The sequence below is a fragment of the Bradyrhizobium sp. USDA 3650 genome, assembly GCF_054057395.1.
This window is the reverse complement of sequence record NZ_JBSRZG010000001.1, coordinates 3,788,529-3,813,061: the sequence shown is the minus strand read 5'-3', so window position 1 is coordinate 3,813,061 and position 24,533 is coordinate 3,788,529. Positions and strand designations below refer to the sequence as shown.

At 64.8% G+C, this 24,533-nt stretch carries 24 protein-coding genes; 9 read left to right on the top strand and 15 right to left on the bottom strand.

Annotation, left to right across the window (positions count from 1 at the left end; genetic code table 11):
• Positions 1-48: 48 nt before the first annotated feature.
• The 4 genes from ACVIN2_RS17665 to ACVIN2_RS17650 all read right to left on the bottom strand — a co-directional run bounded on the left by ACVIN2_RS17665 (position 49) and on the right by ACVIN2_RS17650 (position 5,048).
• Positions 49-1,662 (bottom strand): benzoate-CoA ligase family protein, encoded by a 1,614-nt coding sequence (locus ACVIN2_RS17665; RefSeq protein ID WP_456766511.1) that lies wholly within the window; start codon positions 1,660-1,662, stop codon positions 49-51.
• Positions 1,659-2,798 carry an FAD-dependent monooxygenase gene (locus ACVIN2_RS17660; protein WP_219684556.1) on the bottom strand — a complete coding sequence of 380 codons (1,140 nt, stop codon included), beginning with the start codon at positions 2,796-2,798 and terminating at the stop codon, positions 1,659-1,661. The genes ACVIN2_RS17665 and ACVIN2_RS17660 overlap by 4 nt, the downstream gene beginning before the upstream one ends.
• A 268-nt stretch (positions 2,799-3,066) precedes the next feature.
• Positions 3,067-3,894 carry a cysteine rich repeat-containing protein gene (locus ACVIN2_RS17655; RefSeq protein ID WP_456766510.1) on the bottom strand — a complete coding sequence of 276 codons (828 nt, stop codon included), beginning with the start codon at positions 3,892-3,894 and terminating at the stop codon, positions 3,067-3,069.
• 152 nt (positions 3,895-4,046) lie between these two features.
• The gene (locus tag ACVIN2_RS17650; RefSeq protein ID WP_456766509.1) at positions 4,047-5,048 is read right to left on the bottom strand and encodes an NADP-dependent oxidoreductase; all 1,002 of its coding nucleotides are present in this window, start codon (positions 5,046-5,048) and stop codon (positions 4,047-4,049) included.
• 208 nt (positions 5,049-5,256) lie between these two features.
• Between ACVIN2_RS17650 and ACVIN2_RS17645 the strand changes: the two genes are divergently transcribed.
• Both ACVIN2_RS17645 and ACVIN2_RS17640 read left to right on the top strand, forming a co-directional pair.
• Positions 5,257-6,552 carry a dicarboxylate/amino acid:cation symporter gene (locus tag ACVIN2_RS17645; protein WP_027569994.1) on the top strand — a complete coding sequence of 432 codons (1,296 nt, stop codon included), beginning with the start codon at positions 5,257-5,259 and terminating at the stop codon, positions 6,550-6,552.
• Positions 6,553-6,564: 12 nt separating this feature from the next.
• Positions 6,565-7,485 carry an amino acid ABC transporter substrate-binding protein gene (locus ACVIN2_RS17640; RefSeq protein WP_456766508.1) on the top strand — a complete coding sequence of 307 codons (921 nt, stop codon included), beginning with the start codon at positions 6,565-6,567 and terminating at the stop codon, positions 7,483-7,485.
• A 72-nt stretch (positions 7,486-7,557) separates the two neighbouring features.
• On the opposite strand, the gene ACVIN2_RS17635 is transcribed toward ACVIN2_RS17640, so the two are convergent.
• The 4 genes from ACVIN2_RS17635 to ACVIN2_RS17620 all read right to left on the bottom strand — a co-directional run bounded on the left by ACVIN2_RS17635 (position 7,558) and on the right by ACVIN2_RS17620 (position 11,060).
• A complete protein-coding gene (locus ACVIN2_RS17635) occupies positions 7,558-7,923 on the bottom strand; it encodes a nuclear transport factor 2 family protein (protein ID WP_063994233.1) in 366 nt (121 codons plus the stop codon).
• 109 nt (positions 7,924-8,032) lie between these two features.
• Complete coding sequence (locus ACVIN2_RS17630; protein WP_007599359.1) at positions 8,033-8,383, bottom strand: RidA family protein; 351 nt, start codon at positions 8,381-8,383, stop codon at positions 8,033-8,035.
• Positions 8,384-8,480: 97 nt separating this feature from the next.
• Positions 8,481-9,398, bottom strand: a complete 918-nt coding sequence (locus tag ACVIN2_RS17625; RefSeq protein ID WP_456766507.1) for an extracellular catalytic domain type 1 short-chain-length polyhydroxyalkanoate depolymerase — start codon at positions 9,396-9,398, stop codon at positions 8,481-8,483.
• A 3-nt stretch (positions 9,399-9,401) separates the two neighbouring features.
• The gene (locus ACVIN2_RS17620; protein WP_456766506.1) at positions 9,402-11,060 is read right to left on the bottom strand and encodes an FAD-binding dehydrogenase; all 1,659 of its coding nucleotides are present in this window, start codon (positions 11,058-11,060) and stop codon (positions 9,402-9,404) included.
• 309 nt (positions 11,061-11,369) lie between these two features.
• Here ACVIN2_RS17620 and ACVIN2_RS17615 point away from each other — a divergent pair, with 309 nt between their 5' ends.
• The 5 genes from ACVIN2_RS17615 to ACVIN2_RS17595 all read left to right on the top strand — a co-directional run bounded on the left by ACVIN2_RS17615 (position 11,370) and on the right by ACVIN2_RS17595 (position 15,768).
• A complete protein-coding gene (locus ACVIN2_RS17615; RefSeq protein ID WP_027569999.1) occupies positions 11,370-11,840 on the top strand; it encodes a Clp protease/crotonase-like domain-containing protein in 471 nt (156 codons plus the stop codon).
• 267 nt (positions 11,841-12,107) lie between these two features.
• Positions 12,108-12,302: a hypothetical protein gene (locus tag ACVIN2_RS17610; protein ID WP_027570000.1), complete on the top strand. Its 195-nt coding sequence runs from the start codon at positions 12,108-12,110 to the stop codon at positions 12,300-12,302.
• A 24-nt stretch (positions 12,303-12,326) separates the two neighbouring features.
• Complete coding sequence (locus ACVIN2_RS17605) at positions 12,327-12,917, top strand: SCO family protein (protein WP_456766505.1); 591 nt, start codon at positions 12,327-12,329, stop codon at positions 12,915-12,917.
• A 92-nt stretch (positions 12,918-13,009) separates the two neighbouring features.
• The gene (locus tag ACVIN2_RS17600) at positions 13,010-13,945 is read left to right on the top strand and encodes a transporter substrate-binding domain-containing protein (protein WP_456766504.1); all 936 of its coding nucleotides are present in this window, start codon (positions 13,010-13,012) and stop codon (positions 13,943-13,945) included.
• 179 nt (positions 13,946-14,124) lie between these two features.
• Entirely contained in the window at positions 14,125-15,768 is a 1,644-nt protein-coding gene (locus ACVIN2_RS17595; protein ID WP_456766503.1) for a lysine--tRNA ligase, read from the top strand.
• Between the two features lie 130 nt (positions 15,769-15,898).
• Here ACVIN2_RS17595 and ACVIN2_RS17590 read toward each other — a convergent pair whose 3' ends face one another.
• Positions 15,899-16,645: a carbonic anhydrase gene (locus ACVIN2_RS17590; protein ID WP_456766502.1), complete on the bottom strand. Its 747-nt coding sequence runs from the start codon at positions 16,643-16,645 to the stop codon at positions 15,899-15,901.
• Between the two features lie 139 nt (positions 16,646-16,784).
• Positions 16,785-17,438: a S24 family peptidase gene (locus ACVIN2_RS17585; RefSeq protein WP_456766501.1), complete on the bottom strand. Its 654-nt coding sequence runs from the start codon at positions 17,436-17,438 to the stop codon at positions 16,785-16,787.
• A gap of 204 nt (positions 17,439-17,642) precedes the next feature.
• Here ACVIN2_RS17585 and ACVIN2_RS17580 point away from each other — a divergent pair, with 204 nt between their 5' ends.
• Together ACVIN2_RS17580 and ACVIN2_RS17575 are read left to right on the top strand one after the other, a co-directional pair.
• Positions 17,643-17,987, top strand: coding sequence for a DUF952 domain-containing protein (locus tag ACVIN2_RS17580; RefSeq protein WP_456766500.1), 345 nt, complete (start codon positions 17,643-17,645; stop codon positions 17,985-17,987).
• The gene (locus ACVIN2_RS17575; RefSeq protein WP_456766499.1) at positions 17,984-19,081 is read left to right on the top strand and encodes a quinone-dependent dihydroorotate dehydrogenase; all 1,098 of its coding nucleotides are present in this window, start codon (positions 17,984-17,986) and stop codon (positions 19,079-19,081) included. Before ACVIN2_RS17580 ends, ACVIN2_RS17575 begins: the two co-directional genes overlap by 4 nt.
• Positions 19,082-19,173: 92 nt before the next feature.
• Here the strand turns inward: ACVIN2_RS17575 and ACVIN2_RS17570 are convergent, their stop codons facing one another.
• From ACVIN2_RS17570 to ACVIN2_RS17550, 5 genes are all read right to left on the bottom strand, one after another.
• Positions 19,174-20,556 carry an MATE family efflux transporter gene (locus tag ACVIN2_RS17570; RefSeq protein WP_456766498.1) on the bottom strand — a complete coding sequence of 461 codons (1,383 nt, stop codon included), beginning with the start codon at positions 20,554-20,556 and terminating at the stop codon, positions 19,174-19,176.
• Between the two features lies 1 nt (position 20,557).
• Positions 20,558-21,292: an MBL fold metallo-hydrolase gene (locus ACVIN2_RS17565; protein WP_456766497.1), complete on the bottom strand. Its 735-nt coding sequence runs from the start codon at positions 21,290-21,292 to the stop codon at positions 20,558-20,560.
• Positions 21,293-21,370: 78 nt separating this feature from the next.
• Positions 21,371-21,673, bottom strand: coding sequence for a DUF6460 domain-containing protein (locus tag ACVIN2_RS17560; protein ID WP_456766496.1), 303 nt, complete (start codon positions 21,671-21,673; stop codon positions 21,371-21,373).
• A 120-nt stretch (positions 21,674-21,793) separates the two neighbouring features.
• Positions 21,794-23,452: a cisplatin damage response ATP-dependent DNA ligase gene (locus ACVIN2_RS17555; protein ID WP_456766495.1), complete on the bottom strand. Its 1,659-nt coding sequence runs from the start codon at positions 23,450-23,452 to the stop codon at positions 21,794-21,796.
• Positions 23,449-24,486, bottom strand: a complete 1,038-nt coding sequence (locus ACVIN2_RS17550) for a ligase-associated DNA damage response exonuclease (protein ID WP_456769744.1) — start codon at positions 24,484-24,486, stop codon at positions 23,449-23,451. The genes ACVIN2_RS17555 and ACVIN2_RS17550 overlap by 4 nt, the downstream gene beginning before the upstream one ends.
• Positions 24,487-24,533: the final 47 nt, after the last annotated feature.

Below are 24,533 nucleotides of genomic sequence, written 5' to 3'. Positions count from 1 at the left end.
TTCTCGGAGTACTGGATCGCCCGCCTTCGCGGGCGATGACGGCGTGGCTCACATCCGCAACAGCGCCTGCCGGTCGATCTTCCCCGTGCCCGTCTTCGGCAGCTCGTCGATGAAGATCACCTCACGCGGATATTTGTAGGGAAGCAGCTTGCCTTTCACGTAATCCTGCAGCCGCCGGGTCGTCTCGCTCTGGTCCGCCGCGCGGCTGTTCATCACCACGACCGCCTTCAGCGTCATGCGCCGGTCCGGCAGCTCGGCCGCGAACACTGCGCATTCGCGGATGTCGGGGTGGTCGGCGAGGCACAGCTCGACCTCGAGCGGGTAGACCCACTGGCCGGAGATTTTGATGAGGTCGTCAGCGCGGCCGCGGAAGAAGTGAAAGCCGTCGGCATCGCGGACGAAGCGGTCGCCGGTGTAGATCCAGCCGCCTTCGCGGATGGTCTCGGTGGATTTGTCCGGCCGGTTCCAGTACAGCGGCGTGTTGGAATCGCCGCGCACCCACAAGATGCCTTCCTCGTCGTCGCCGACGTCGCGTCCGTCCTTGTCGCGCAGCGCGACCTCGTAGCCGGGCACGCGCAGGCCGGCGGCGCCGAGCTTCTTCCGCTCGGGGCGGTTGGAGAGATAGATGTGCAGCACCTCGGTCGAGCCGAGGCCTTCGACGATCTCGAGACCGGTGAGCGTCTTCCAGCCGTTGAAGACGTCGGCCGAGAGCACCTCCGCGGCCGAGAGCGCCATGCGCAGTGACGAGAAGTCGGTCCTGTCGGCACTCTCGGCCTTGGTCAGCGATGTATAAAGTGTCGGCAGGCCGAAGAAGACCGTCGGCTTGTACTGCTCGATCGCCGCGAAGATCGCCGCGGGCTTCGGCTGGCCCGGCAACAGCAGCGTCGTCGCGCCCGCCGAGAACGGGAAGGTGATCGCGTTGCCAAAGCCATAGGCGAAGAAGATTTTTGGCACCGAGAAGCAGATGTCGTCCGGCGTCAGCTTCAAGACGTTCTGCGCAAAGGCGACTTCGCTATAGGCCATGTCGTGCTGGAGATGCACGATGCCTTTGGGCCGGCCAGTCGATCCGGACGAGTACATCCAGAACGCCATCTCGTTGCGATGCGTATCGGCTTCCGCGAGTTCGGCCGAGAATTGCGGGAGCCAGCCGGCGGCAGAGACGGCGTTCGGTGCTGCGTGATCGCCCACCGCGCCATTGACGATGACTAGCGTATGCAGGGCCGTGTCCTTGCAAGCCTCGGCGTTGAACCGTGCACAGAACTCGGCATCCGCCACCGCAACATAAGCGCCGGAATCGGCGAGATAGAATTGCAGCAGATCTGGCGGTGTCAGCGTGTTGATCAGCAATGGCACGAAGCCGGCGCGCACCGCGCCGAAGAACGCGGCCGGGTAGGCCGGGGTATCGTCGAGGAACAGCAGCACGCGGTCGCCGCGCTCGAGGCCAAGCGAGACAAAGCCGTTGCCCCAGCGCCCGGCTTCCGCGCAGAGCTCGGCGTAGGTGCGCGTCCCCGCGGGGCCAATGAGCGCGAGCTTGTCGCCGCGGCCTTTGCCGACATTGTCGAACAGCACGCGGCTGGCATTGTAGACCTGCGGAACGGAAAAGCCGATCTCGCGCGCGCCCGCGCAGTCCGCGGGCACCTGGTCTTTAATCTGCCCGCTCATGCCTCGTCCCCACCGTTCTTGGCGGCTTCGTAGCGCGCCATGAAAGCCGGCGACATCGCGCGCAGGCGGGAGTCGTCGATGCGGCCTGAGCGGGTGATGTAGCTGTAGGCAAAGTCCATCAGGCCCTGCTGCATGTGCTGAGCAAAGTGCTCGTACCAGAACGCGCTGGTCCGCGCGGCGTTGACGAGCTTCTGCACCACCGGCTTTCGCGCGGCCTGGTAGCGATGCAGAGCGGTCGAAAGATGGGCGTCCGATTCCAGCGCCTTGACCAGCGCAATGGCATCCTCGATCGCGAGCCGCGTGCCCGAGCCGATCGAGAAATGCGCCGAGTGCAGGGCGTCGCCGAGCAGCACCATGTTCTTGAACGACCAGTGCTCGTTCCAGACCCAGGGGAAGTTGCGCCAGACCGATTTATTGGAAACCAGCGAGCGGCCGCCGAGCGTGTCGGCGAACACCTCCTCGCAGACACCCTTGGACTGCTCCACGTCCTTGTAGGCGAAACCGTAGGCCTGCCAGGTCGCATGATCGCATTCGACCAGGAACGTGCTCATGGTCGGCGAATAGCGGTAGTGATGGGCGTTGAAGGCGCCGCGGTCGGTCTTCACAAAGGTCTGCGACAGCGTGTCGAAGCGCTTGGAGGTGCCGTACCAGACGAACTTGTTGGAGGAGTAGGACAGCGAGGTGCCGAAATCGCCCTCGAAGGCGCGGCGCACCAGCGAGTTCAGCCCGTCGGCGGCGACGATCAGATCGTGGCCGTTGAGCTGGTCGATCGCATGAATCGGCGTGTCGAAGCGCGGTGTGACGCCGGCATCGAGCGCGCGCTGCTGCAGGAATCGCAAGAGCTCAAGCCGGCCGATCGAGGAGAAGCCGACACCGTCGATGGCCACGCTGTCGCCGCTCAGGTTCAGCGTGATGTTCTCCCAGCTCTCCATGTGCGGCGCGATCGCGTCGACCGTCTCGGGGTCGTCGGCACGCAGGAATTCCAGCGCCTGGTCCGAGAACACGACGCCAAAGCCCCAGGTCGCGTCGGCCGGGTTCTGTTCGAACAGGTCGACCTGATCCTCGGGGTGACGCTTCTTCCAGAGATAGGCGAAGTAGAGCCCACCGGGCCCCCCGCCAATCACGGCGATCCGCAACGTCTGTCCTCCCTGATTGACAGTATACTTACTATCTAGGGGTAGACTAATGTGCTCCGGCTTTCCGCGCCAGCGGAATTATCGGCGAAGCGCGCGGCACGCCGAAGCTCATGTCCGGACGCGCGTTTGGCGCGTGTCCGAAGCAGTGACCTCGCGAAGCATAGCCAAACCGCGCCGGCTTGGCCATCCGCCCCGTCAGACGCAGCGCTTCACGTAAACCCCGTCCACCAGCAGCCTAGTACAGCGGACCACCGGATCGCACGCCTCTCTAGCGTGCAGCGAACGGCGCCAGCACGTCCTTGCAGGCGGGCGACAACGACGCGGCGTTGCTGGCAACGCATTGGATGATCCGACCGCCACCTGGCGCCACGCTGCCGCACAGCGTGCGGACATCCTCGCGACATGCGGACTGGACGATGAACAGCTCTTCGCGTGGCCGCAGCGGGCGCAGCACGATCACGGCAGGCGCGGCCGCCGGTGCTGCTGCCGCCGCAGGAGCCGCGCCCGCAGGTGCTGCCGCGCCACCGCCGCCGGCCGCGGCGGTGACGGCCTTCTCGCAGGCCGGCGAAACCTTTGCCTTGTTCTTCTCCAGGCATTCGAGCGCAGGCGCGCCGCCCGGCGGCACGCTGGCGCACACCTTGGGATAATCGGCGCGGCACGCGCTCTTGACGGCGGCGACCTGCGCGCTGCTCGGCGGTTTGGCCGCAGCGGCGGCTGCGGCGGCCTTGGGCGCGGCCGCCGGCTTCGCGGTGGGAGCGGATTCAGCCTTCGGAGCGGCAGGCGCGGCCTCCGCCTTGGGTGCAGCCTCCTTGGGTGCAGCTTCGGTTTTCGGCGCCGCAGCTGGCTCGACGGCGCGAACCGCGGTTTGGCATCCCGATGACAGGCCGGACATGTTCTTCTGCAGGCATTGATAGGCCTCCACGCCGCCGGGCGTGACGCTCGAACAGTGCGCCATGAAATCCGAGCGGCATGCGGAGCGGATCGCGCTCTTCTGCGCCTCGGTCGGTGCTTGTGCGAATGCGCCTGCTGCAGTTGCGAAGAGAGCCGCCGCCAGCAACGCCCCGCGTGCCGACGCATGTTTCAACATGTTGAACATTTGAGTGAATTCCTGCCCTGTCGGTAACGCCGACAATTTTTCAAATGTGATGCAAATAATCGTCGCGGGTGATGCCGCGCGCGGCATCATTGGCCGTCGCGACCTCTACCGCAAGTAGATATTGGCTTTGCAATTGCGACGTAACTACGTCGTCAGAGCTTGACCATGCGCTTGCCGCGGTTGTCGCCCGCCAGCAATCCGATCAGTGCCTTCGGCGTGTTCTCGAGGCCGTCGATGATGTCCTCCTGCACCTTCAGCTTGCCGGATGTGACCCAGACCTGGAGGTCGGCGAGCGCGCGCTGGCTTTCCTTCATGTAGTCCATCACGATGAAGCCCTGCATGACGAGCCGTTTCACCACGATCAGGCCAGGCACGCCGCGCGGGCCGTGTGCCGAGGGCGCGCCGTCATATTGCGAGATCGCGCCGCAGCACGCGATGCGGCCGCAATTGTTCATCTGCGGCAGGCAGGCTTCGAGAATGTCGCCGCCGACATTGTCGAAATAGACGTCGATGCCCTTCGGAGCCGCCGCGCGTAACGCCTTGAACACCGCGCCGTCCTTGTAGTCCACGGCTGCATCGAAGCCGAGCTCGGAGGTCAGCCAGTTGCACTTGTCGGCGCCGCCGGCGATGCCGACCACGCGGCATCCCTTGATCTTCGCGATCTGCCCGACGATCGAGCCGACCGAGCCCGCGGCCGCGGAGACCACGACCGTCTCGCCTTCCTTCGGTTTGCCGATCTCCAGCAGGCCGAAATAAGCCGTGAGGCCGGCGATACCGAACACGCTGAGCAGATGCGTCATCGGCTCGAGCTTCGGCATCTTGGTGAGATGCTTGGCGGGCACTGCCGCCAACTCCTGCCAGCCGGTGTCGCCGAACACGATGTCGCCCGGCGCAAGCCCCGGCGCCTTTGAGCTGACGACCTCGGCGATGGCGCCGCCGGCCATCACGCTGTTGGCTTCGACTGCTGAACGATAGGTCGCGCCGTGCATCCAGGCGCGGTTGGCGGCGTCGAGCGAGATGTATCGCACGCGCAGCAAGGCCTCGCCGTCCTTCGGCTCAGGCACCGCACCTTCGACCAGCTTGAAGTGCTCGGGGCCGAGCTTGCCGCTGGGCTTTTCCACCAAAAGAATCTGACGATTGACGCTGGCGCTCATGATGTTTCCCCTCGGTCGTTTGACGATTATTGATGCAGCTGCCGCAAGAAAAACGTGCAAGCCGCTTTCGTTGTGCGCTGCATGAAGGCTAGATCGCGAGCGCCAGTTGCGCAACGGGAACATCCGCCCCGGCGATCGCACGCCAAGCGTGTTGCGTCATCATCATATCTGCGACATCATGAAGCGGTCGGTGTAGCGGGGGTGTTCAATGTCGAACAGGTTTACGCAATTCATTCTGGTGGCGATGGTGCTGGGCATCATCATGGGCGCGGCGATCTATAATTTCCTGCCCGACACGCGGGGCGACTGGGCCTCGTCCATCAACCTGATCGCCGTGATTTTCCTGCGCCTGATCAAGATGATCATCGCGCCGCTGGTGTTTGCGACCCTGGTCGGCGGCATTGCTCACATGGGCTCGGGCTCCAAGCTCGGCCGCATCTTCGCCAAGACCATGGGCTGGTTCGTCAGCGCCTCTTTCGTCTCGCTGATGCTCGGCCTCGTGATGGTCAATCTGCTCCAGCCCGGCGCGAACTTCCCCGGTACGCTGCCTGACAAGGCGCAGTCGACCGGCCTGCCGGTTTCCGCCTTCTCGATCGAAAAATTCCTGACCCATCTGATCCCGACCTCGATCGCGGATGCGATGGCGCAGAACGAGATCCTGCAGATCGTGATCTTCGCCGTGTTCTTCTCGGTGGCGATGGGCTCGATGCCCGAGCGCTCCAAGCCGATCCTGGCGCTGATCGACGACATCGGCCACATCATGCTCAAGGTGACGGGCTATGTGATGCTGTTCGCGCCGTTCGCGGTCTGGGCCGCCATCACCGCGACGGTTGCCAAGAACGGCCTGCTGGTGCTCTGGAAGCTCATCGTCTTCATGGGCGGCTTCTATCTCTCGCTCGCGCTGCTGTGGGGCATCCTGGTGGTCGTGGGCTTCATCGTGATCGGGCCGCGCTACGCCCATCTGCTGAAGCTGATCCGCGAGCCGCTGATGATCGCGTTCTCCACCGCGAGTTCCGAAGCGGCCTATCCGAAAACCCTGGAGGGGCTGAACAAGTTCGGCGCCTCGTCGCGGATCTCGAGCTTCGTGCTGCCGCTCGGCTATTCCTTCAATCTCGACGGCACGATGATGTACTGCACCTTCGCGAGCGTCTTCATCGCGCAGAGCTACCACATCGACATGCCGCTCGGCACCCAGCTCGCCATGCTGGCAACGCTGATGATCACCTCGAAGGGCGTCGCCGGCGTGCCGCGCGCCTCCCTCGTGGTCATCGCCTCGACGCTGTCGCAGTTCGGCATCCCCGAGGCCGGGCTGTTGATGATCATGGGCATCGACACCTTCCTCGACATGGGCCGCAGCGCCACCAACGTGATCGGCAACACGCTCGCGACCTCGGTCGTGGCCAAGTGGGAAGGCGAGCTCGGGCCCGAGCACGAGCTTGAACCGGGCGATGCCGTGCCGGGGGACATGATCCCCGGCGAAGTGCCTGCGATGGCCGGCCATTGATCGGAGTGCATCATGCGCCTTTCAATGGCGATATCGGGCGGCTTGTTTTTGGCAGCGTGCCAGCTGGCCACGGGTGCCTTCGCCCAGACCGGTGGCAGCGAAGGGCTTAGCCCGACGCTGTCAGCGATCAAGACCGCGCACACCGTGCGGCTCGGCTATCGCGAGAGCTCGCCGCCGTTCTCCTTCCTCGATCAGGCCAACCGGCCGATCGGCTACAGCCTCGAGCTTTGCGAGGCCATCGTCGAGGAGATCGGCGTCGAGGTCGACGATCCCAATCTCAAGATCGCCTACGTCAAGGTCACCTCGGATGACCGAATCGACGCCGTGCTCCAGAACAAGATCGACCTGGAATGCGGCTCGACCACGGCCAATGCCGAGCGCGGCAAGCGCGTCGCCTTCTCGCCGCTGATGTTCGTCGCCGGCACCAAACTGATGGTGCCGAAGGCGTCCAGCGCCCAGTCACTGGCTGATCTGAAGGGCAAGACCATCGTGGTGACGAAGGGCACCACCAACGAGCAGGCGATCCAGGCGGCCGACAAGAAGTCCTCGTTGGGACTGACCATCGTTGTCGGTGCCGATCACGAACAGTCATACCAGATGCTCGTCGACGGCAAGGCCGATGCGTTTGCGACCGACGACATCCTGCTGTCCAGCCTGATCGTGCGCCACAAGGCACAGGACAAGTTCCGCGTCACCGGCGATTACCTGTCCTACGACCCCTACGGCATCATGTTCCGCAAGGGCGAGCCGCAACTGACGGCCGTGGTCGATCGCACCTTCCGCAAGCTCGGCTCCAACCACGACCTCGTCCCGCTCTACAACAAATGGTTCACCGCACGACTTCCGACCGGCGAACGGCTGAACGTGCCGATCTCGCTGCAGCTGGAGGAAGCCTTCAAGGCGATGGACGATTCTGCGAGCGCGAATAACTAGTGCCTGTGCGACGAGCGCCGCTGCGCCCTTTCCCTTTACAAGGGAGAGGGCCTGGCAACGATCAGCGCGTGCTCACGCGCCTGCGGGCACCTGGTCCAGAAATCCCGTGATGCTCCTGATACGGCCGTCCTTCAGCACGGCGAAATCCGTCCCCTTGATCGGGCTGTCGATGCCCTCGGGACCAAGGCCCCAACTGAAGCGGACATGGTCGCCGTAGCCGTTGGGCTCGCCGATCAGCTTGAACTTGAAATCGGGAAAGCGCTGCTGCACGCCTGCGATCAGCGCATCGACGCCGTCATGGCCGTCGCCCTTCATCAGGGGATCGACATAGCTCGCATCCGCCGTCCAGTTCTGGCTCAGCAGTTCGCGCCGGCGGCCGGCTGCACGTTCGTTCCAGAGATCGATGTAGCGGCGGGCGATGGTGATGGGGTCGGTCATTGTAGTCTCCTTCGATGGCGCCGTGTCGTTCGGCTGACCTGACTATCGAAGGTTCACGCGCGCTGATCGATTACCGCTGAGGTCATCAGCGCGCGTAAATTTTCCGCGGTTACTTCGCCGCAGTGACCATGATCTCGACGGTGTATTGTGCTGCCGCGAGCTTGGCTTCGACGGTGGCGCGCGCCGGCGTGTTGCCGGGCGAGACCCAGGCGTCCCACACCGCGTTCATCTCGCCAAACGTCTTCATGTCGGTGATGTAGATCGTGGCCGAGAGCAGCTTCGACTTGTCGGTGCCCGCTTTGGCGAGATGGCTGTCGATGGTCGCCAGGATGTCCTGGGTCTGCTTCGTCACGCTTTCGCCGGCGGCGTTGTTGGCGACGACACCGGCGAGATAGACGGTGTTGCCGTGCACGACGACCTGGCTCATGCGCGGGCCGGTTTCAAGACGCTGAATGCTCATTGGGAGTCTCCTTTGAATGGCGGCCCTGTCTAGCGCAGCGGCCTGCCCTGTGCCACCCCAGGCAAGCATGCGTTGCCGGGGACGCATGCGTCGCGCTTCAAGGAAACTGGCCGAAGAACGTCCAGATCGTCTCGGCGGCGTCGATGTCGCCGTTCTGCGATCCCAGCAAGCTGGCGGCGACCTTCGGGAAACGCGCATCCGGAGAAAATCCGGGCATGCGGTGACCGCCTTGATTGATGCGATAAAGCACGACGTCGTGCCCTCCAGGACAGCGCGAGGAGATCCGTGTCACCGTGGACTGGTCTGCGGGCGCCCTGTCGGGCAAATCGGTTATGTCGGGATTGTCGGTCTCGCAGCCGTTGAGCTTGCGCCAGAACGCAAGCGTCTCGTCGGTGGACCAGAATCCGTCTGCGGCATAATAGCTCGATCCGCGGCCGCCCTCGTAGGGGACCAGCGGATCGGCCGTGCCGTTCATCAGCAGCATCGGTAGCGGCCGCGACGGATGGCACGTGACTGCGGCCTCATCGGTGAGGTTCATGCTCACGCTCGCGGCGGCAGCAAACAGATCGGCGCGGGCGCAGACCAGCGTCATTGCCATGGCGCCGCCATTGGAGATGCCGGTGACATAGACGCGGCGAGGGTCGGCGGTGCCGTTCGCCACCAGCTTCTCGACGAGCTTTGCGATGAAGGCGACGTCGTCGGTGCCCGCGGGCGGGCCACGGAGCGCCGGTCCCGCCTTGGTCCTCGCATCGGCCCAGGCGTGGTTGAGGCCATCGGGAAAGACCACCGCAAACCCTTCGCGCTTTGCGACCTGCGGCCACGCCGTCCGCGTCATCATGTCGGCGCCGCGCTGGGTCTTGCCATGCAGCACGACGACGAGCGGCACGAGCCGCTTCGCCGGCAATTGCACAGTGTAGGACCGCTTCACGCCGTCGACGTCGATCGTATCGGCGGACGCAGCCGAGGCGGCGGCCAATGCCGCAACAAACGCCGCGATGCGCAGCCGCCACCGCATGATCTAGCCCACGGCCTTCGCCGCGGCCCGGCCCGCATTGCGGCCCGAGAACAGGCAGCCGCCGAGGAACGTGCCTTCCAGCGAGCGATAGCCGTGCACGCCGCCGCCGCCGAAGCCGGCGGCTTCGCCCACTGCATAGAGACCAGGGATGACGCTGCCCTCCTCACCGAACACGCGCGAAGAGAGGTCGGTCTCGAAACCGCCCAGCGTCTTGCGCGTGAGGATGTTGAGCTTGACCGCGATCAGCGGCCCTTGCGCGGGATCGAGGATGCGGTGCGGGGAGGCGGTGCGGATCAGCCTGTCGCCGATATAGCGCCGCGCATTGTGGATGTTCATCACCTGCGCATCCTTGACGTAAGGATTGGCGATCTCACGGTCGCGCGCCTCGATCTGCATCCTGATGTGCTCGAGCTTGAGGAGGTCGCTGCCGGCCAGCTTGTTCATGGCCGCAACGAGATCCTCGATCTTGTCGCGCACGATGAAGTCGACACCATGGCTTTTGAACGCTTCCACCGGCGCCGGCGCGCCCTTGTTGGTGGCGCGCTTGATCGTCATGCGCCAGCTCTTGCCGGTGAGGTCGGGGTTCTGCTCCGAACCCGACAGCGCAAACTCCTTCTTGATGATGCTCTGGGTCAGGATGAACCAGGAATAATCGTACCCGGTGGACATGATGTATTGGAGCTGGCCGAGCGTGTCGGAGCCGGGAAATAATGGCGCCGGCAAGCGCGTGCCGGTGGCGTCGAACCACATCGAGGAGGGGCCGGGCAGGATGCGGATGCCGTGGCGCGGCCAGATCGGTGACCAGTTCTGGATGCCTTCGACATAATGCCACATGCGGTCGCGGTTGATCAGCCGCGCGCCTGTTTTCTCGGTGATGCCGATCATGCGGCCGTCGACATGCTCGGGCACGCCGGAGATCATGAATTTCGGCGGCGCGCCGAGCCGCTTCGGCCAGTTCTGCCGCACCAGCTCGTGATTGCCGCCAATGCCGCCGGACGCGACGATCACGGCTTGGGCCTTCAACGCAAACTCGCCGACGATTTTGCGCGATGAGCTCTTGCCGCGCTCGACATTATCCGGGGCGAGAATGGCACCGCCGACGCCATCCACCGTGCCGTTGGTGATCGAGAGCGCGTCGACGCGATGGCGGAACCGAAAGCTCAGCCGGCCGCTCCTGACGGCCTCGCGCGCACGGCGCTCGAACGGCTCGACGATGCCGGGCCCGGTGCCCCAGGTGACATGAAAGCGCGGCACCGAATTGCCGTGGCCCATTGCGTCATAGCCGCCGCGCTCGGCCCATCCGACCACGGGGAAGATGCGATGGCCCATCGCGCGCAGCCACGCACGCTTCTCGCCGGCAGCGAACGCCACATAGGCCTCGGCCCATTGCCGCGGCCAGAAATCCTCGTCACGGTCGAAGCCGGCGGTGCCGAGCCAGTCCTGCATCGCGAGGTCGAAGGAGTCCTTGATGCCGAGCCGGCGCTGCTCCGGCGAATCGACCAGGAACAATCCGCCGAACGACCAGAACGCCTGACCGCCGAGCGACTGTTCGCCCTCCTGGTCGACTACGATCACGCGCTTGCCGGCGTCCGCGATCTCGGTTGCGGCCACGAGGCCGGACAGTCCTGCGCCGACAACGATGACGTCAGTCTCTTCAGTCATCTGTTCGGCCATATGTTTCCCCCTTCATGTGTTTCCCCCTCCATGTGTTTCCTCCTCCACAGGTTCCCCCCTGTAGTTGCCCGGATTGAAGCCGGCGGTTGCAACTGAGATCAAGAGGACGGCGCGCAAGACATCGTTAACTTGTTCCACTTCGGGAAAAAGACCGCCTGAGTGCAGCGCCGGCGCAACACTGGATTTGAATTTGTTTTGAGCGAGCCGGCATGCCTAGACAAAACCGCGGTTACGACGGACCCTAGCAGGGCATCACCACCTGACACACAGATTCGAATTCGACTGGGGCGGGGGCCAATGAAGTTTCTGACGGGGTTGCTTGCGGCGGTTCTCCTGATCGCGAGCATGGGCGCTTCTCACGCGGTGGTTCGGATCGCGGATGACCGCGGTGGCCGGATCGGAACCTACGTCGACAAATACCAGGACCTGCGACAGTCGGGCGACACCGTCATCATCGACGGTCTCTGCGCCTCTGCCTGCACCATCGTCCTCGGCGCCATCCCGCCTGACCGCATCTGCGTGACGTCGCACGCGACACTGGGCTTCCACGCCGCGTGGGATTTCGGCAGCAACGGTCGCGCGGTCACCAATACCGAAGCGACCCAGATGCTCTATGCGATGTATCCCTCGCAGGTGAAACGCTGGATCAATCAGCGCGGCGGCCTCACCCCGCACATGCTCTTCCTGAAGGGCAGGCAGCTCCAGGCCATGTACAAGCCCTGCTACCTCGACGCGCAGGCCTCGGCCAATAAGCCGTCGCCGCGGTAGGCCGCAGTCGGTCGTTTTCAGAGCTGATCTCTATCCTTCGTCATGGCCGGGCTTGTCCCGGCCATCCACGTTTTTGGCCCGAGCGAGAAGTACGTGGATGCCCGGGTCTTCGCCTCGCCGGAGCGGCTTCGGCCGCGCAGGCGGGACAAGCCCGGGCATGACGGAGATCCTCCGCACCAATTGATCTCCGGCCGCCTACCGCGCTTGCCCGGCCCCGCCCCAACGCCTATTTGAGAGCCAAGGGAACCCTTCACCCCGATCGTTGTCATGGCTCAACCACTGCACCCCGCCCATCCTGTATCGGACAATTCGCCCACTGCCGGCCGGATGCCGTTCGTGCTGCTGTTGGCGGGTGCTGGCGTCGGCGGCCTGGTCGTGCTCGGCGTGCTCGCGCTCTGGTTCCACTACGGCAGCCAGGTGTTCTTCGAAATGATCAGGACCGGTTTCGCCGCCTGCTTCTGACCCGCGACAGGAAGTTTTCAGCTCATGAGCTCCACCGCCCGTCCGCTGGTGATCGCGACAGCCTTCGCCGCAAGCCTCATCCTCGGGCTGCTGATCGTATTCTGGGCCATGGGCGGGGTCAGCAAGGTGGCGCAGCCGGCCGCGATCGGTGGCCCGTTCCAGCTCACCGACCAGAACGGCAAGGCCGTCACCGACAAGAACCTCAAGGGCAAGCCGACCCTGATCTTCTTCGGCTATACCCATTGCCCCGACGTCTGCCCGACCTCGCTGTTCGAGATTTCGGAAGTGCTGCGCGCGATGGGTAAGGACGCCGACAAGGTCAATGCCGTCTTCATCTCGGTCGATCCCGAGCGCGATACGCCGGCCGCGATGAAGGATTATCTGTCGAGCTTCGACCCGCACCTCGAAGGGCTGAGCGGCGATCCTGCCGAGACCGCCAAGGTGATCACCTCCTACCGGGTCTACGCCAAGAAGGTCCCGACCAAGGACGGTGACTACACCATGGACCACACCGCGTTGATCTACCTGATGGACCGCGACGGCCGCTTCGTCTCGCCATTCAACCTGAAGCGCACGCCTGAAGAGGCCGCGGTGGACTTGAAGCGGTATCTATAGGCTTCCCTATTGGCCGCAATCCGCGCTCGCGTTCCCGGCCGGATGGGCTATAAGGCCCTCCGATCCCAACGAAATTCGTTCATTTTCAGCCGATGGCTCCATCGCAACAGGCGAAATCGTCCAAATCCGCCCGTGGCTTGCTGACCGGGCTGGTCGTCGGCGTCTGCCTGCTCGCTGCTGCGCCGTGCGCGCAGGCGCAGGCCCCGGCCAAGCAGCCCCCAGCGGCGCCGCAAGCCTCACCCCAGGTCGCGCCGCAAGCCGCCCCGCAGGCCGTGCCGGGCTTCTGGGACCCGCGGCGGCGGCCGGAGCGGCCGGACTTGTCGCGCCTGACCGTGATCCGTTTCCTGACCGAGACCGACTATCCGCCGTTCAACTATACCGGCGCCGACGGCAATCCGGCCGGCTTCAACGTCGATTTCGCCCGCAGCCTGTGCGAGGAGATCAAGGTCACCTGCACGGTGCAGATGCGCCGCTTCGAGACGCTGGTGGACGCACTCGCCTCCAACCGGGGCGACGCCATCATCGCCTCGATGGCGGTGAGCCCGCAGCTGCGCGCCCGGGTCGACTTCACCGACCCCTATTACCGCGTGCCGGCGCGCTTCGCCTCGCGCAAGGACGCGGTGATGCCGGAGATCCGTCCCGAATATCTCGAGGGCAAGAAGGTCGGCGTCATCGCGGGCTCCGCGCATGAAGCCTATCTCAAGGCGATGTTCACCGACGCCGAGCTGCACCCCTATCCGAACGACGACGCCATGCGCAGCGCCTTGCGCAAGGGCGAGGTCGACTTCATCTTCGGCGACGCCATCGCGCTCGCGTTCTGGATCAACGGCACCGATTCCGGCGATTGCTGCGCCTTTTCCGGCGGTCCCTTTGTCGAAAGCCGCTTCTTTGGCGAAGGCATCGGCATCGCCGTGCGCAAGGGCAACGACGTGCTGCGCCAGGCCCTGAACTGGGCGATGTTCCGCGTCTGGGAAAAGGGTCGCTACACGGATTTGTGGCTGCGGTATTTCTCGGTGAGCCCGTTCTAGTTTCGCTGCCTGCTCTGCCGTCATTGCGAGGAGCCCTTGCGACGAAGCAATCCAGGCTGTTTCCGCAGTGGCAGTCTGGATTGCTTCGCTTCGCTCGCAATGACGGCGCGGTGGCAGTACTCCGCAAAATTGCATTCTGCCTGGAAATCGCTATTTTCCGCGGCCCGGAGGCCCCTTAGATGTCCGTTATCGATCTTGCCGCGAACCCGAGCGATCTGCGTGCGCTCGCCGAACAATCCAACGCCTGGCCGTTCGAGCAGGCGAAGGCCATTGTCGCGCGGCTGAAGAAAAGCCCGAAGGACGAGTTGCTGTTCGAGACCGGCTACGGGCCATCAGGCCTGCCGCATATCGGCACCTTCGGCGAAGTCGCGCGCACCTCGATGGTGCGGCACGCCTTTCATGTGCTGACCGAGAACAAGATCAAGACCCGCCTGCTCGCGTTCTCCGATGACATGGACGGGTTTCGGAAAGTCCCCGACAACGTCCCCAACAAGGAGATGCTGGCCGCGCATCTCGGCAAGCCGCTGACGCGCGTGCCGGACCCGTTCTCCAACGAGTACCCGTCGTTCGGGCACCACAACAATGCGCGGCTGCGCGCCTTCCTCGATCATTTCGGCTTCGACTACGAATTCGCCAGCTCGACCGACTATTACACGTCCGGCCGTTTCGACGCGACGCTGCTCAAGATGCTGGCTGCCTACGACAAGGTGATGGCGATCATCCTGCCGACGCTCGGACCCGATCGCCGCGCGACCTATTCGCCGTTCCTCCCCATCAGCAAGACCACGGGTGTCGTGCTGCAGGTGCCGATGATCCGCCGCGACGTAGCGGCCGGCACGGTGACCTATCTCGATCCCGATACCAATCAGGAAGTCGAGACGCCGGTCACCGGCGGCAACGTCAAGTGCCAATGGAAGGCCGACTGGGCGATGCGCTGGGTCGCGCTCGGCGTCGATTACGAGATGGCCGGCAAGGATTTGATCGACTCGGTCAAACTCTCCGGCGCGATCGCGAGGGCGCTCGGCGCCACGCCGCCGGAGGGCTTCAACTACGAGCTCTTCCTCGATGACAAGGGCCAGAAGATCTCGAAGTCGAAGGGCAACGGCCTCACCATCGACGAATGGCTGCGCTACGCCTCGCCGGAATCGCTGTCGCTGTTCATGTATCGCGAGCCGAAGGCGGCCAAGCGGCTGTATTTCGACGTCATCCCGCGCAACGTCGACGACTACCAGCAGTTCATCGACGGCTTCGCCAAGCAGGACGCCAAGCAGCAGCTCGGCAATCCGGTCTGGCATGTCCACAGCGGCCATCCGCCGAAGTTCGACATGCCCGTCACGTTCCAGCTCTTGCTGACGCTGGTGTCGTCGTCGAACGCGGAGAATGCCGAGACGCTGTGGGGTTTCATTGGCCGCTATCGGCCCGGCGTGAGCCCGCAAACGCATCCCAAGCTCGATGCGATGGTCGGCTATGCCATCAACTATTATCGCGACTTCGTCGCGCCGACAAAGACGTTCCGCGAACCGACCGAGACCGAGCGCGCGGCGCTGCAGGATTTGCGGGATGCATTATCGCAGCTTCCGCAGGATGCCACGGCCGAGGACATCCAGAACGTCGTCTACGAGATCGGCCGCCGCGAGCCGTTCCTCGACCAGGTCAAGAAGGGCAAGGACGGCCGTCCCGGCGTAACACTCGACTGGTTCAACATGCTCTACCAGGTGCTGCTCGGCCAGGAAAAGGGCCCGCGCTTCGGCTCCTTTGTCGCGGTGTATGGCGTGCAGAATGCGGTGAACATGATCGACGGCGCGCTGGCGCGGAGTGCGTGACGCGACAGCTTCCGTTCTAGCGAACTCGTAGCCCGGATGAGCGAAGCGACATCCGGGACCGCCGGTGCGGCTAGCTAGCAAAAACCCCGGATGTCGCTTCGCTCATCCGGGCTACAACCTTCGGCCCAGCTCAGATCGACCGCAGCACGTAGCGCCGGTTGTCCTTCTGCACCGGGCGCGCGTTCATCGGATAGAGCTTTGCGAACGCGGCGACATCGGTGGCCGACACCTGGATCGGGTTGGTCAGCAGCAGCCATTCGACCACTTCTGAGCAGGGTGGCGTCGTCAGTGAGCCGGGATAGCGGAAGTAGCTGAGCTTCGTGGGCAGCATGGCGTGGGGATCGATGGTCGTATCTGCCTTCACGGCGGGGCCTTCCGCGGCCGGCATGGTCTTGACGATCTTGCCGAAGGCCGGGTTCGGCCTGCCCTCGGCCATCAGCACGCCGACCACGGCGAGCCCGCCGGCCTCGTTGCGATGGACGAAATGTGCCTCCATCGGAAAATTCTTGCCGCCGATCATGTGCTCGCTCGGCCGGTGGAAATGCACCTGGAGCAGCTTGTATTTGACATCGCCGAGCGTGAGCGTGCTGCCCTCGGTGAAGTTGAGCTGGATCGTGTGCCCGTTGTTGACGATGGTGTCGGCGCTCTTGCCCCAGTTCGGCTTCAGCGCGGGCAATTGCGATTTGACCGTCGCCTCGATGTCGATCGGCGATTGTTGCAGGCCGACCGCGCAGGCCTTGTTGGCCGCGTCGAGATCGCCCCATTTGGCGCCGGCGCCTTCGTAGCTCCAATGCGCACCTTCGGCGGCGAAGGCCGGCTTGCACAGCGGACAAAGCGCAAGACCCGCGAGGGCCTTCAATGCGTGACGGCGATTCATCATATTCCCCCTAACATGAATTTGCTCGGCAATGAGTGGCGGCAACCTATGCGAGAGAGATGATGAGTCGCAAGGCTGCCCGCGGCGAATGCGGCGCGGCTGACGTCATCGCCCGGTCACGACGCCAGGCGAGACGCGATCACTGGCTCGCCCACACGATCCGCGCGATCCAGCCGACCTCGCTCGCCGCCATCCTGCGTTCGGCCTGAGAGGTATCGAGCGGCTGCAACTCCAGAGCCTTTGCCGTGCGGCGCTTCAGCGTCGCCACCGTCACCTCGCCCGCCTTGCTCTTCACCACCACGCGATCCCCTTTGCGGATCGGCGCGCCGGGGGCGACCAGGATGATGTCGCCGTCGCGATAGGCGGGCGCAAGCGCTTCGCCGGAAATCTGCAGCGCGAAGCTGTGGTTGCCCTCGGCGGCGGGAAGGGCAAATTCGGTCCAGCCCTTGCCGATGGGAAGGCCGGACTCGTCGAAGGCACCGCTCGCGCCGGCCAGCGCGAAGCCGAGCAGCGGCACCGAGCGGCCGCCGCCTGCCTCGTCGGCGACCAACCTTGCAAAGGTGTCGATCGACGAATCTGCCGCCGCCAGCGCTTTCGCGATCGATTCGGTCGAGGGCCAGCGCTCGCGGCCGTCGGAGGTGACGCGCTTGGACTTGTTGAAGGTGGTGGGATCGAGCCCGGCGCGCTTGGCGAGGCCGGACGGCGACAGGCCGGCATGCGCCGCCAGCCGATCCAGCGCGCCCCAGATCTGGTCGTGGGTGAGCATCCTCTGCGCTTTGGCCTGCCTGACCATGGAAGGTCCAGCCCGTCGCAACTCAGGAAAACTATCCTCAAATCAATCGGTTTTCCGTTTTCGGTGCAAGAGGCGGCGTCTAAGTCTTGAGTTCGGCAGGGGTGGCCTTTACGGTCCCGCCCGGGATTTAACGACCCACGAGAGACGAAAATCCCCAGGAGACTCAAAGAGCTGTCTCCCCGGGCAAACAGGGCTGCGCAAGCGGTGGTCAAGATCTACAAAATCTGTCCGGCTTCGGCCTGGCGTGAGGCGGAACGGCAGGGTGTCTACCGCGGCAGCGCGGACGATTCGCGCGACGGATTCATCCATTTCTCGACCGCATCCCAGGTTCCCGAGACCCTGCAGAAGCATTATGTCGGGCAGCGCGCGCTGTTCCTGGTCGAGGTCGACGGCGATGCGCTCGGCAGCGCATTGCGGTGGGAGCGTTCGCGCAATGAGGAGCTGTTTCCGCATCTCTATGGCGAGCTCGATCTCGGCGCGGTGATTGCCGTGATCAACCTCAACACGCGCTCCGACGGCGGTCACGACGTTCCGGAGCTTGCCCCGTGATCCGCGCTTTCGACGCTCTCTCGCTGCCGGTGTTGCGTTGGCTCGATCCGGAGGATGCGCATCGCCTCGCGATCCAGGGCCTGCGCTTCCTGCCGCCGGGCAAGCCGCACGCTGACGATCCCAAGCTCGCGGTGCGTGCGTTCGGGCTCAACTTCCCCAATCCGATCGGCATGGCGGCGGGCTTCGACAAGAGCGCCGAAGTGCCGGATGCGCTGCTGCGGCTCGGCTTCGGCTTCGTCGAGATCGGCTCGGTGACGCCGAAGCCGCAAAGCGGCAATCCGCGGCCGCGGCTGTTTCGTCTGGAGCGCGACGAGGCCGTGATCAACCGCATGGGTTTCAACAATGACGGCGCGGAGACAGCCCTGCGCCGGCTCGCGGCGCGCGCGCAGCACGGCGGCATCGTCGGCGTCAATGTCGGCGCCAACAAGGATTCGCCCGATCGCGTCAACGATTACGTCAGGCTGATCGAGACCTTTGCGCCGGTCGCGAGCTATTTCACCGTCAACGTCTCCTCGCCGAACACGCCGGGCCTGCGCAATTTGCAGGAAGGCGCGCTGCTCGACGATCTCCTCGCCAGGGTGATCGACGCGCGCCAGCGGGTGCGCGAGAGCGCCGGCGACACGCCGGTGCTGCTCAAGATCGCGCCCGACTTGAGCCTCGCCCAGCTCGACGACGTCGTGCAGGTCGCGCGCTCGCGCCGGGTCGACGGCATGATCGTGTCGAACACCACGATCGCGCGGCCGAGCACGCTGCGCGAGGAGATGCGCGCCAAGGAACAGGGCGGCCTGTCCGGCCGGCCGCTGTTCCGGCTGTCGACGCGGATGGTCGCCGAGACCTATGTGCGCGTCGAGGGCGCATTCCCCCTGATCGGCGTCGGCGGCGTGGACTCGGGCGGCGCCGCGCTGACGAAAATCCGCGCCGGCGCGAGCCTGATCCAGCTCTATTCGTCGCTGGTCTACAAGGGCCTCGGCCTCGTCGACGAAATCAAGCGCGACCTCACCTCGACCCTATTGCGCACGGGACGGGATTCTCTCTCCGAGATCGTCGGCTCCGACGCCGCCACGCTGACGGCGGAAGCCTGGCCGGGGATGTAGGGGTTTTCTTTACCTCGCCCCGCTTGCGGGGAGAGGTCGGATTGCATCGAAGATGCAATCCGGGTGAGGGGGACTCTCCGCGAGTCCCGCTCTCACCGTCCCTGCCGAGACTCCCCCTCATCCCGACCTTCTCCCCGCAAGCGGGGAGAAGGAGAAGAAAGAAACGTCTTCCTGTACAGTGCCGGATAGCGCGCGGCCTGCAACCCGCCGCGCGAGACGTAGGAGGCGATCAGCGCGCTCCACAGCCCGGCATTGCCGAACGATTGCAGCGCCCACCATGTGGCGAGGAAGATCGCGAGCGAGGCCAGCATCAGATTGCGCATCTCGCGCGCCCAGGTCGCGCCGATATAGATGCCGTCGAAGCCGAAGGCGAACACGCCGGGAATGGGAGCAAGCACGACGAACGGCAGGAATTCCCGCGCGCCGCGACGGACGGCTTCGCTCGCCGTCATGACATCGATCAAGTTCGGCCCAAACAGCGCGAACAGCGCGGACACGATCAGCGCGAAGCCGAGCCCCCATAGCAGCACCAGCCGGGTCGAATCGGCAAATCCCCTGGCATCGCGTGCGCCGAGCGTTCGGCCGCAAAGCTGCTGGGCTGCGTTGGCAAGACCATCGAGGAAGAAGGCGCTGACCAGCAGAAAATTGTTGAGCACGGAATTGGCGGCCAGCGTGACGTCGCCGGCCCGCGCGCCCTTGGCGGTGAAAAACAGAAATACGGCGATCAGCGCCGCGGTGCGGATCAGGATGTCGGAGTTCACCGCCAGCAGCCGCATCAGCTTGGCCCGGTCGAACAGCTCTGCGTACGGCACCGCGAACCCGCCGACCGCATAGCGGCGGCAGACCATCACGCCGAGTCCGAATCCGGCCGCTTCAGACAGCAGCGCGGCGATCGCAGCACCCGCGATGCCGGTGTCGTAGACCAACACCAGCAGGATCGTCGCCGCGGCGTTCACGACATTGATAACAACCTGGAGCGCGAGCGCCGGATTAGCGCGGGCCTGGCCGACCAGCCAGCCGAGGATGACGTAGTTGGCGAGCGCGAGTGGCGCCGACCAGATCCGGATCACGAAGTAGGTCTTCGCCGCGCGCGTGACGCCTTCGCTGCCGCCCATCAGGTCGAACAGCACGGCGGCCAATGGCAGTTGCAGCGCGATCAGGGCTATGCCGATCAGGCCCGCGACGATGAAGCCGCGCACCAGGATCGCGGTCAGCTCGCGCGTCTCGCCAGCGCCGAGCGCCTGCGCCGTGAAGGCGAGCGTGCTCATGCGCAGGAAGCCGAACAGCCAGAACAGGCAATCGAAGATGACGGACGCGATGGCGACGCCGCCGAGCAGCGCGGCGTCGTCCAGCCGTCCGATCGCGGTGGTCGAGACCACGCCGATCAGCGGCGTGGTGAGGTTCGCGACCATCGCGGGGCCTGCGATGGCGAACACCTGGCGGGAGCCGATCTTCAAGTGAACGGGTGCGTGCATGTCAGAACACGAGCAGCATGCTGTCTTCGGCGGCGAGGTGGGCGATGTCGTCGAGGCGCGACAGCACGTCTTCGCTCATATGGGTGAGCACGAGGCGTTTTGCGTCGATTTTGGGAAGATGCTGTTCCAAGGTCTTCAGGCTGAGGTGATTCTTGACCACCTTCTCGTACATATAGGCTTCGGCGATGAAAAGGTCCGCGCCATGCGCCAGCGGAATGAGCGCCTCCGTCCATTCGGTATCGGCGCTGTAGGCCAGCGTGCGACCCTCGGCTTCGATGCGATAGGCGAGGAACGGTCCGCCGGATTCGCCGTGCACGACGGGATAGGGCGTCACCGTCACCGGGCCGAAGCTTCGGCTCTGCCCGGGCGCGAGCTCGATGACCGTCAGCTCGAAGCGCTGTTTCGTCGTCGAGGAATGCTCGAACAGAGCCTCCATCACCGCACGCAGCCGCATCTCGATGCCTTTGGGGCCGGCGATCGTGAGCGGCCGCGTCCGCCGCGAGAACTGCGCGTCGAGCAGAACAAACGGCAGCCCGGCAAAATGGTCGCCGTGGAAATGCGTGATCAGGATGAGATCGATCTCATTGCAGTCGATATCGAGCCGCTTCAGCGCCGGCAAAGCCGACGCGCCGCAATCGATCAGGAAGTTGGCCTCGCGCCCCGAGACGTGGAAACAGGTGTTGAACCTGCCGCCGGATCCGAAGGCGTCGCCACAGCCGACAAAGCGCAATTGCATCGGCCGCGAGCTCCCTAGAGCATGATCCGGAAAAGTGTGAAGCGGTTTTCCGACAAGATCATGCTCAAAACTAACGACTTACCTGCGCGGCGTGCCGAAAACGCGCATCAGCAGCCAGATCGGGATCACGATGACAGCGCCGAGCAGGAAGTAGCGCCACAGCCAGTTCACGGTGTCGAAGCCGAGATCCCACAGCCGCTGGAACAGGAGACGAATGCTGGTGAGGATATTCCAGGGATCGAAGCCGATCGCGGCCAGCACGACGCCGACGAGGATCGAGAGCAGCACCAGGCGAAACGCGACCGCCAGCGGCGAGCCGCCGAGAAAGCGGTTCAGGCCGTCACTGCGGCCGGCCGGCAAATCTCTGACGTCGTGGGCCATCTCAAACTCCTCAGGGGATTCGACCCTATCATAGGGCAAGGCGGGGGACATGGGGAACCCGCAACGGCGCGTCAATCGGTTTACGGGATTTTAATGCGGGCAAGCACACGCCCGGGGCTTTTAAGCCTCAACCTCGGCCGCCTCCGCTTTCAGCATCTTTTCCAGCGTTTCCAGCCGGTCGGCCTCCCGCGGCGGCTTGTCCCAGCGTAAGCGGCTGATGCGGGGAAAGCGCATCGCGACGCCGGATTTGTGCCGCGGCGAGCGCTGCAGCCCCTCGAAGGCGACCTCCAGCACCAGCCCCTTGTCCGGCTCGTGCACCACGTGGCGAACGGGGCCGAATTTTTCGGTGGTATTGCGACGCACGAAGCGGTCGATCTGGAGCAGCTCCTCATCGGTGAAGCCGAAATAGGCTTTTCCGACCGGCACCAGCTCGTCACTGCCCGCGCCTGCGGTCCAGACGCCGAAGGTGTAGTCGGAATAGTAGGACGAGCGCTTGCCGTGGCCGCGCTGCGCATACATCAGCACGGCGTCGATGATGTGCGGATCGCGCTTCCACTTCCACCACTGTCCCTTCGGCCGTCCCGGCAGGTAGGGTGCGTCGCGCCGCTTCAGCATCACGCCTTCGACGGCGTCCGCGTCTTCCCCCGCGCCGGCGCTGGCGGGATCGGCGCGTGCGGCGGTCAGCGCGTCCCAGCTTGCGAAGGGCACGGTGGGCGAGAGATCGATGCGGGGATCGTCGAGCTTGCCGATGAAGGTCTCCAGCCGTTCGCGGCGCTCCGCGAACGGTAGCTCGCGCAAATCGTTCTCGTCGTCGCCGAGCAGATCGTAGGCGCGCAGATGAATCGGAAACTCCTTGATCAGCTTCGGAGACACGACCTTGCGGTTGAGCCGCTGTTGCAGAACATTGAAACTCTGCACGCGCCCTTCGCGCAGGATCAGAAGCTCGCCGTCGATGGCGCCTGGTAGCCGCAATGACGGGACCAGGTCCGGAAAGCTGCCGCTGATGTCCTCGCCGGTGCGCGAATAGAGCCGCGCGGTGATGTGGCCGCGCTCGTCGCGGCCGGCCACCGCCTGCACGCGGATGCCGTCCCATTTCCATTCGGCGATGTAGTCGGCGGGATCGAGCGCGGCGAAATCGGTGTCTTCGATCGCGTGCGCCAGCATCACGGGACGGAACGGCGCGGGATCGCGATTGACCGGCTTGTCGCCGCGGCCTTCCAGCCAAGCGAACAGGTCGAGATAGGGTGGGGCGAGACCGGGCCAGATCAGCTCGACCTCATGCGGGTCCTTGTCACCGAGCGCCGCGGCCGCGGTCTTGGCCAGGCGCGCGGAGATGCCGATGCGCAACGCGCCGGTGACGAGCTTCAGCAGCGCCCAGCGGCCGGTCTCATCCAGCTCGTCGAGCCAGCGCTCGAGCTGCTTCGGCAGCTCGGTCTTGCCGAGTGTGCGCAGCGTGGTGACGACCTCGGTCAGCGTCGGCGGCGGTGGGTTGTTGTGGACACCCACGGCCTTCGGCCACATCAGCGCGATCGTCTCGGAGAGATCGCCCACATAGTCCCAGGATAGACCGAACAAGACCGGGTCAGTTCGTTGGGCGATAAGATCGCGCAGCAGAGAAGGCTTGGCGTGCTTGAAGCTCAGCGCGCCGGTCAGCGCGGCCAGCGCGTAGCCGCGATCGGGATCGGCGACCTCGCGAAAATAGCTGGTGATCAGCCGCAGCTTGTTGTTGCGGCCGGGCTCGTAGGCGAGGCGGTCCAAAAGTTCGGCGAAGCGGTTCATGCTTCGGCCTCGTCAGCGAGCGGCGTCTCGGTCTCCTCCTCGTCGCCATAGCCGACGAGATCGAGCGGCCGTGCCCGCAAACCCTTGCTTTGGCACCAGTGCACCAGCGCGTCTTCCTGGCCGTGGGTGACCCAGATCTCGCCGGCGCCGGTTGCGGCGATCGTGGCGGTGAGGCCGTCCCAATCGGCGTGATCCGAGATCACCAGGGGCAGCTCGATGCCGCGTTGCCGCGCGCGAGCGCGCACCCGCATCCAGCCGGAGGCGAATGCCGTGACGGGATCGGGAAACCGCCGGGTCCAGAGATCGGATGTCGCAGAGGGCGGCGCCAGCGTGATGGTACCGGCGAGCGCCGCCTTCTTGACGCCCTTCACCGGCCGCAACTCGCCGAGCTCGATTCCGCGGCTCTGATAGTAATGCGTGATCTTCTCCATCGCGCCATGCAGATAGATCGGCGCGTCGTAACCGGCTTGGCGCAGCAGTGCGATCACGCGCTGCGCCTTGCCGAGCGAATAGGCGCCGACGAGATGCGCGCGCTCCGGAAATAGCGCGACCGAAGCCAGCAGCTTCTTGACCTCATCGGCCGCATCACCATGGCGAAACACCGGCAGTCCGAACGTCGCCTCGGTGATGAAGACGTCGCAGGAGACCAGCTCGAACGGCGTGCAGGTCGGGTCGGGCGCATCCTTGTAGTCGCCGGAGGCGACGATGCAGGTGTTTTTGCAGGTGACCGCGACCTGCGCCGAACCGAGCACATGGCCGGCCGGGTGAAACTTCACGCTGACATCGCCGAGCCGGATCTCCTCGCCATAGTGGATTGCTTGGGTGGAGCCAGCAAAATTCTCGCCATAGCGCAGCCGCATCATGTCCAGCGTTTCCTGCGTCGCCAGCACCGCGCCGTGGCCGGCGCGGGCATGGTCGGAATGGCCGTGGGTGATCACGGCCCGCTCGACCGGGCGGACGGGGTCGATATGGAAGCCGCCCGGCTTGCAGCATAGGCCGGCGGCAACTGGCAGCAGGATGTCTTGCGGACGCATGCCTGTTATATAGGTTGCGACCCCGCATCTTCGAGTCATCACCGCTT